Genomic DNA, 6,871 nt, shown 5'->3' on the forward strand with positions numbered 1-6,871 from the left:
CGCAACCCGCTTTTAAGAACTGCTGTAATTCTTGAGAGTTTCCATTCAAGAACCGTTCTTAGCCTTACAGTGTTTATCGCACTGGTGATTGGTCAAATCACACGATATTTAGGCCTCTTTGGCGCCCAATCATATTCTTTAATATTACCTTGTTTATCGATAATTTTAATAATTTTCAGGATACGATCTCCATCATTAATTGGTATTTTATCAGATATTCTAAAATCTAAATTATCTTGTAATATTGTTGTGTGTTTTGAATTATCTTGATTAAAATAAATATAATTAAGTACATAAATAAAAAACAATATTAACAATATAAATAATAATAAATAAATTAATTTCTTTTTTATTAATTTTAACAGACTTAAAAAAAACCTCCTTTTAGTGAAATATTTTTTAAATTTATTTTGTTCATCTTTTTATTTGATATATTTCTAATACTTTAAATTATTATTGTGATTATAAATAATAATAATAATATGCATAAATTAAATAATTTATAATAACATTGATATTATAACAAATCTCTATTTTAAAACTTATAATTCTAACTTATTTTCGCTATAGTTAATATTTATATAATATTAGAAGGAGTTAAATTTAATCTTTTAAAATATAATCATTAAATTTAAAATATTTTATTTACTTTATTAAAGATTCTATTTCTTTAATTTCTTTAGGAATATTAGATGATAAATTAATATTTCCTTTTCTTTTAACAATGATGTTATCTTCAATTCTAATTCCTAAATTTAAATGATCAATGTATAAACCTGGTTCAATAGCGATAACGCTATCTTCTCCGATAGGCTCTTCTACATCTATACCAATTACATCATGTATATCTAATCCCAAATGATGACTAATGCTGTGGTAAAAATAATTTTCAATTTTTTCTTCAAATCCAAGTTTTTGCATGCCCTTAGATAGGATTTGTTTTCCATAATGATTCAAATCTTTCATACTATGTTCAGGTTTAACCCAATTAATTAATTCTTTATTAGTGTTCAATACTAAATTATAAATTTTATATTGTATAGGTGTAAATGTAGATTTAACAGGTAAACAACGAGTAATATCTGAAGAATAATCATTCATTTTTACTCCGGAATCTATTAAACATAAATCGTTATTATATAAATAAGAATTATTTTTATGATAATGCAAAATTAAAGCGTTTTTTCCTGAAGCAACAATGGTTTCAAAAGCATTTTTAGCTTTGTTTATAGATACAAAATAATGCAAATGAGCTGCTATTTCAAATTCATATTGACAATTCTTTAATTGTTTGAATAAATACATTAAAGATTGATAATGTATATCAATAGCATGTTTAATATAGTTAATTTCATTTTTATTTTTTTGTCTACGTAATTTTAATAAAATTCGAGAGCTATTAGATATTTCAATCCAGGGCCAATAATTTAAAAATTTATATACTTTTTCATAACTCCAACAATATTTTAATTCTTTACAATTGCTTGGGATATCAAAATAAATTTTTGGTGATAACAATTTTAATTCAGAAATTTGCTTGTTAATCCAAAAATTAAATTCTTTCGTTTCAAAAATATTAGTACATGAAATTTGCGAAATATCAGAGATTTGTTTTTTCTCCAATTGATCATTTTGCCATAATTTATTTATAGGATCGATATTAGGAACAAATAAAAAACTTTGTTTTGTTAATAATTTTTTTACTAAAATTAAAATAATATAAGGTTGTTTAATTCCTGTTAAATAATAAAAATTTTTATCTACTTCAAAAGGAAATAATTGATCTCCACTTTTATATTGAGGATTACCTGAATAAAATATAGCTATAGAATTATCAGTTATACAATCAAAAAAAATTTTACGATTATTCAAAAACATATATTAAAATACCTCTAAAAAAATTATTAAAATGATTAATTTTTTATAATAAAATTATCTAAATTTATAAATTTATTATATTTAGAAAACTAAAATTAAATAAATGAATTTAATCTAAGTCTTTATATATAATAATCTTATATTTATAAGTTATAAATTATATAATATTACTATATTTAATATAATTTGATCTTTTTGATTAAATTGAAAATATTTTAAAAATCTTCTTATTTAAAAGTGAAATTATAAAAAAAGAAAGGTTAAAAATAAAATTAATTAAAAAAAATGTTACATAATCGACCCAACAATTTAAAAAATATTTTGTATATACTTTTATTTATACTCCATGTAATCATAGTTTGGTTTATTTATCATTGTTTTATAACCCGTAAACACAAATTATATTATTATAATCATGATTATACAGAGGTAATTAATAATGATCAATATTACGAAAACCGCCAACTAGTTTCAAAAATAGCTTATTTAGGATTGGAACAATTTATATCAGGATTAAAAGATAATACTTACAAAGAGATTTATGAGAATTTTGTTAAATGGGAATATCCGCCATTAAATATGAACAAAATTCAAGAAAAAATTTTTAATCAAACACTAAATACTGCATATCCTTTTTTAATACAAAGTACTATTGATTTTTTATCTAAAAAAATAAATAAACAGATATTATTGGTTATCGAAATGCATCAATCTGAAAAAATTTTTTTAAATTATTTTAATTCTTTATATCAAGCGCCAGATAGTTCTTTTATTGCATTAAATATGAAAAATTTTGAAAATCAACATTTTTATATTAAGGAATATAGTGATACACCTGGAGATGGTTATTGTTTTTTTCATGCTCTTAAACAATTATTAGATTGTTCTGAAATACCTAATTGGTTAGATAAAATTAATGAAGACTTACAAAAAGCGAAATTAGTATTTAAATCTTCAAAATCCCCAAATTAATCAATCTATCAAAGATAATAGAAAATATTTTTTCAAAAGAAATGGTGACAATATGAGCAAAAAAAAAACAATTACAAGATATTTATTGTGATATTATTAATTTGGTTATTAATCATGTTAAGCTATTTTATAATATTATTTTTTCCAATAACGAAAAAATCTTCTCCAATGCCTCTTGTAAATATTTCTGATAATTCATATACAGAAAATCCTTCAATTTCGTTCAATTTAATTAACGCAATAAAAGATAAAGTATTTTATTATAATTTGTTTGGTAGATTTTCTTATTTTTTAGGAACTTCTAAACTGTCAATGGAAAAACAATTGAGAGAAAATTTTTATTTCGATCCGAAATCTAATATTGAATATAATAAAAATACTGGATTAATTAAAGTTTTTAATATCGATAAAATATTAAACAATAATATTTTAATAGGAGAAACTTTTTTTTTATTAAATTATGGAGTTTGGAAAATTAGAGATATTTGGAATTGGGCCTTTCAAGTTTATTTTATCGCATATAAAGATGATTATAGCAATAATTATCATTATAGAATAAAAATTAAAAAAAAATAATATTAATATTAATAATTTTTTTATAATATATTTTATTTTTAAAATATTAATTTAAAATCTTAAATTTGTTTAATTTTAATTATTAGAATATAATAATTTCGGAATTTTAATAATTTTAAAACACTATTGAATATTAAATTTCAAAAGAAAACTTTATTATCTAAGATGATGTGGTAGAAAAAATTTTCAATAATAATAAAAACACAGATTAACTATTTTTTAAATGCTAATGATTATAATAATCTCCATTATTATTTCGGTTTATAAAACTGGAGATATCGGAAATTTCTAAATTTTTATATATAATTTACATAAAATTATAAAATTTTAAAAAGATAAAATAATACCTGATTTATATACACTGTTATAAAGATTAAATCTAAAAAAGAAAATTTATCGATATATTTAAACTATATCGGCTCTTTTATCAATGAAGAAATCAAGATCAATTTTTATAAATATAAAAAATTATTAAATGGGATCAAGAAATTAAGTTTTTGTAAACCTTAAAAATTATTTAAAATTGTTCATTATTAAAAAATAAAATGTAGGAACAAACTGGTTAATGCTTTTATTATTATTCGATTATTAAAAAACCACAATCATTAAATAAATCGAAACAGAGTTCGCTTGGACAATAACTATCACAAATATAATACAGTTATTACATTATTAAAAAACTATTCTATTATTACATAGATAAAAAAATGATAAATTTTGAACATGTCCAAAAGATATTTTAAAATTAATAAATTATAAATAATTATTTTATGACAACATTGTAAAATTAATTTCAAATAATATTAAAAAAAAGGAGAGTTCATAATCTATGACAATTTTTGACAATTATCATAGAAAATGATCTCTCTAATATTAATTATAAACTATTTTATACAATTTTATAATTATTTTTATATTAATTTAATCTTGTATTTCATTAAAATTGTTTTGTTTGTTTTTATATGGATCAAGTTTTCGCCAAGTTGTTTTAATTTCTTCGAGAGATTTTTCATAATTATCTTCATAATTTGATTCAAAATCAACATTTATCTCATTTTTGATTATAAATAAAATAATAAAAATTATTGTTAATAAAATAATTCGATTAATTAATTTAATAAACATTTTAACTTGCTCCTCAAAAAATAAGATTTTTTAAAAAAAAATATTTATTTTAGTATACTAAAAATATCTTAAAAAAAATAATTTAAATAAATTTAAATTTATTTTTAATATAAAAAATATAATTTTTTATATTTTGCTAATAAAAATAATTATTTTTAATAAAAAAAATTTAATTAAAACAAAAAATTGTATTATATTTTTTACTCTAGTAAAAAAAAGGAGAATTATAAATATTTCATGATAATATCGAACTTTATCAAAACTATTATGCAAAAAGATTTAAAAAAAAATCAAATATCTGAAATTATTACTCGTTTTCCGCCAGAACCAAACGGTTTTTTGCATTTAGGTCATGCCCGAGCCATAGTTATCAATTTTGAATTAGCTAAATATTTTCAAGGAAAAACCTATTTAAGATACGATGATACTAATCCTGTTCGTGAAAAATCCATTTATATCGAAAATATAGAAAAAGATGTGCATTGGTTAGGATATAAACCAGATAAAATTTTTTTTACTTCAGATTATTTTGACACAATATATCAAAAAGCTATTTTATTAATAAAAAAAAATAAAGCTTTTGTGGATGATTTGAATACAGAAGAGTTAAAACAAACAAGAGAAATTCAAAAAAATTCTCCTTATAGAAATCGCGCCATATCAGAGAATTTGGAATTGTTTACTAAAATGGCTCAAGGTAAATTTCAAATAGGTCAAAAAGTATTAAGAGCAAAAATTGATATGTCTAGCCCTAATTTTAATTTACGAGATCCGGTTTTATACAGAATTTTGAACACTAAAACTTTAAAACAAAAATATCACTATATTTATCCAACTTATGATTTCGCTCATCCTTTAGCTGATTCTATAGAAAAAATTACTCATTCTTTATGTTCTTTAGAATTTGAAGATCATCGTCCACTTTATGATTGGATTATCAAAGAAACTGAAATGATTCATGTTCCAAAACAAATTGAATTTGGTAGATTAAATATTATCGGTACATGTTTAAGTAAAAGAATCCTTAAGTCTTTGGTAGATTTTAATTTGGTACGAGGTTGGGATGATCCACGTATGCCTACTTTAATAGGATTACGTAATCGCGGCTTTACTCCTTATGCTATTAAAAATTTTATCCTAGAAGCCGGTCTTTCGAAAATAAATAGTAATATTGACAAAAGTATGTTAGATGCTTGTTTAAGAAGCGATTTACAATTAAAAACCAAAACTATTATCGCTATTATAAAACCTTTAAAAATAACTATTACTAATTATCCTGAAAATAAAATAGAATATCGTGAAATTTCTTATTATAAAAACGACGAACAAATAAAAAGAAAAGTTTTTTTTTCTCGCAATATTTATATAGAACATAGTGATTTTCAAATAAAGAAACCTAATCAGGATTTTAAAAGATTATTTTTGCATGGAGAAGTTAGATTATTATACTTTTATTTTATTAAAGCTTATAAAATAATAACCAATAATTCTGGAGAAATTTTAGAAATTTTAGCTACTTATGATCCGATTACTAAAAGTGGCAGTGGCTTTAATCAACGCAAACCTAACGGTACTATTCATTTTTTAACTATGGAAAAATCTTTAGAAGCAACTTTTAATTTTTATCAAGATTTATTATCAAAAAATAATAATCAATGGAATTATCAAAAACCTGAAGAAATAAAAAGTTTATTTAATTTTAACTCTTGGGTACAATACAAAGGTTTTATAGAAAGCAATTTGGATTTTAAAAATAATTTAGAAAAATTCCAATTTATTAGACATGGTTTTTTTAATTTAGAACACCAAAAAAACCAAATAAGAAATTTTAATGAAATTGTAGCTTTAAAAAATAATAAAAAATATTAGATTTAATTCAAATTTATTACAAAGCAATTAAAAGATTATTAGTATTTTAATAGTAATGAAAATATACGTGTAAAAACAAAAATCTAGCCAACTGCAACGGTTGTTATAACATTCCCAAGCCATATAGTCGACTAATTAAACAAAATAATAGTAGAAAAGCATAAAAATAATATAAATAACAGATTTAACTAACATAAATATCCAAAAAATTGCGCAATAATAAGATAGTAATAATAGATAAAGGAAAAAATATTCTAATCACAAAAATGTTCGTAATAACAAAAATTAATCAGAAAATTAATGATTTTACCTATTAATTCCAAGGTTAGTAATTTTATAGTTTATTTAACGAGATTAAGCAACTAAGTTTTATTAATCTTGAAGATCATTTAAAATCTTTCATTATTCAACAAGTATTAAAACAACTTATCTAAGAGCATCAATCTAAATT

At 20.6% G+C, this 6,871-nt stretch carries 6 protein-coding genes; 3 read left to right on the forward strand and 3 right to left on the reverse strand.

Features of this window, described 5'->3' with window-relative positions:
- Nucleotides 1-92: 92 nt before the first annotated feature.
- Together OC705_RS02135 and OC705_RS02140 are read right to left on the reverse strand one after the other, a co-directional pair.
- The gene (locus tag OC705_RS02135; protein ID WP_304512575.1) at nucleotides 93-308 is read right to left on the reverse strand and encodes a hypothetical protein; all 216 of its coding nucleotides are present in this window, start codon (nucleotides 306-308) and stop codon (nucleotides 93-95) included.
- A gap of 337 nt (nucleotides 309-645) precedes the next feature.
- Nucleotides 646-1,878: an aminopeptidase P family protein gene (locus tag OC705_RS02140; protein ID WP_304512576.1), complete on the reverse strand. Its 1,233-nt coding sequence runs from the start codon at nucleotides 1,876-1,878 to the stop codon at nucleotides 646-648.
- Nucleotides 1,879-2,163: 285 nt separating this feature from the next.
- Here OC705_RS02140 and OC705_RS02145 point away from each other — a divergent pair, with 285 nt between their 5' ends.
- On the forward strand, nucleotides 2,164-2,850 hold the full coding sequence (locus tag OC705_RS02145) for a hypothetical protein (protein WP_304512577.1): 687 nt from the start codon (nucleotides 2,164-2,166) through the stop codon (nucleotides 2,848-2,850).
- Nucleotides 2,851-3,018: 168 nt separating this feature from the next.
- Nucleotides 3,019-3,426, forward strand: a complete 408-nt coding sequence (locus tag OC705_RS02150) for a hypothetical protein (RefSeq protein WP_304514052.1) — start codon at nucleotides 3,019-3,021, stop codon at nucleotides 3,424-3,426.
- Nucleotides 3,427-4,347: 921 nt separating this feature from the next.
- Here the strand turns inward: OC705_RS02150 and OC705_RS02155 are convergent.
- The gene (locus OC705_RS02155; RefSeq protein ID WP_304512580.1) at nucleotides 4,348-4,551 is read right to left on the reverse strand and encodes a hypothetical protein; all 204 of its coding nucleotides are present in this window, start codon (nucleotides 4,549-4,551) and stop codon (nucleotides 4,348-4,350) included.
- A gap of 237 nt (nucleotides 4,552-4,788) precedes the next feature.
- On the opposite strand from OC705_RS02155, the gene glnS reads away from it, so the two are divergent.
- Nucleotides 4,789-6,420 (forward strand): glutamine--tRNA ligase, encoded by a 1,632-nt coding sequence (gene glnS / locus OC705_RS02160; protein ID WP_304512581.1) that lies wholly within the window; start codon nucleotides 4,789-4,791, stop codon nucleotides 6,418-6,420.
- Nucleotides 6,421-6,871 lie beyond the last annotated feature (451 nt).

The organism is Candidatus Phytoplasma fabacearum (assembly GCF_030586805.1).
In the GTDB taxonomy this organism is placed as follows: Bacteria; Bacillota_I; Bacilli_A; order Acholeplasmatales; family Acholeplasmataceae; genus Phytoplasma; species Phytoplasma fabacearum.